Genomic DNA, 1,580 nt, shown 5'->3' with positions numbered 1-1,580 from the left:
CTCCCCCAGGAGCGGCTCCTGGAGGAGTACGCGATGCTCCACCTGCTCGCCACCGCCGCCACCCGGATCGACGAGCTCCCGGCCGAGCTGGCGGCCCGTGAACACCCCGCTGCTCCAGCTCCGGGGGCGCGCGAACCACCCTCGCACAACCACTGGCCGGCGCCACCGCGGCGAAGTCCTCGTCCGTGCACGTCCGTTGCCCTAGCGTGGCGGGACGCGAGCCGTCGAACCCGGGGAGACCCGGGAGTCCGGGAGTGCCATGCCGAAGCGCCGTTGCCCGCGCACGCGACTGTTTCTGCTCGCGCTCCTCCTGACCGCCTGCGGCACCACCGGCACCGGCACCGGCCCGGCAACGCTCGACTGGTACAACTTCCCCGACGACTCCGGCGCCCTCCAGCAGGCCGCCGACGCCTGCGGCCGCGCCTCGGGCGGGCGTTACGCGATCCGGTACAACAAGCTCCCGCGCACCGCCGACGGGCAGCGCCAGCAGCTCGTGCGCCGACTCGCCGCGCACGACGCGGGCGCGGACATCATGGGACTGGACGTCACCTGGGCCCCGGAGTTCGCGGAGGCGGGCTGGATCCGCGAGTGGACGGGCGCCCAGAAGGACGCGGTCACCGCCGACACCCTCCCCGCCGCGCTGAAGACGGCGACCTGGAAGGACCGCCTCTACGCGGCGCCGTACAACTCCAACACCCAACTCCTCTGGTACCGCGACGACCTCACCGTTCCTATTCAGTGAGCAGGAGTGAGTCTTGGACCCACGTCCCGGCACTGCACGCATCCCGAACGGTTTTGGGTGCGCTGGTCGCCCGCGTTCCTTGAGTGTTCCCTGCCCGGCTACATGCATCGTGTGCACGCTCCGCGACGGGGCGGCGGGTTTCCTCACGCCCCCGGGCACCACGGTCGGCCTGGGCGGTCCGATGCCCCGCAGCATCGCTCTGGTGCTGCGGGGGCGGTGCCTCCCCCAGCCTCCGGCCGGGGGGACCCCCAGGTCGCCGGATCGGGTGTCCGAGGGCGCGTCGCCCGATCGCGATGCTCGCGGCATCGTGCCGGGTGGCCTTACGGGTGGGCGTCGCGAGCGGCTTCTGCCAGTACTGCGCGCCCCACTGGGAGGTGTAGGCGGGGTCGACCGCAACGATGACCATGTCCAGCTCGGCGGCCATGGAGACGAGCCGGGAGCGGAGTCTGCCGGTGGGGATACCGGAGACGAGCTGCCGGAACCGCTTGCGGCGGCCGTGCTTCTCACGGGTGGTCTCGGCGGTGAAGTCCAGGTTCTCCAGCCCGATCGCCCTCACACCGCACCGCTTCGCCCAGTGCAGCAGCCGGCTGATCGCGTGGCGGATCTGGGCGTCGCGGTGGGCGGCGGTACCCGTCAGGTCGTAGAAGAACCGATGGGGCTCGCCAACCGGGTTGCCGTGGACATCCAACTGCCAGCACGCGAAGTGGTCGGCGTTCGTGTCCACGCCGACCATCCCGGCCGCACGGGCCGTGGCCAGCGGCGCGGTCTTCACGACGGGGCGGGTCCAGGAGGCATCCAGGTACCAGCGCCCCCGCTCCACGTCCAGGTGAATGCGGTA

1 protein-coding gene and 1 pseudogene are annotated in these 1,580 nt (G+C 72.0%); one reads left to right on the top strand and one right to left on the bottom strand.

Features of this window, described 5'->3' with window-relative positions; genetic code table 11:
* The first annotated feature begins 259 nt into the window (after positions 1-259).
* Complete coding sequence (locus AB0O00_RS38705) at positions 260-742, top strand: extracellular solute-binding protein (protein WP_363659365.1); 483 nt, start codon at positions 260-262, stop codon at positions 740-742.
* On the opposite strand, the pseudogene AB0O00_RS38700 reads toward AB0O00_RS38705, so the two are convergent.
* Positions 732-1,580 (bottom strand): annotated as a pseudogene (locus AB0O00_RS38700) (IS200/IS605 family accessory protein TnpB-related protein); the annotation flags it as partial. The gene AB0O00_RS38705 and the pseudogene AB0O00_RS38700 overlap by 11 nt on opposite strands.

This window comes from Kitasatospora sp. NPDC093558, assembly GCF_040683475.1.
In the GTDB taxonomy this organism is placed as follows: Bacteria; Actinomycetota; Actinomycetes; order Streptomycetales; family Streptomycetaceae; genus Kitasatospora.
The sequence above is the reverse complement of the archived record's forward strand: the minus strand, read 5'-3'. Positions and strand labels throughout refer to the sequence as shown.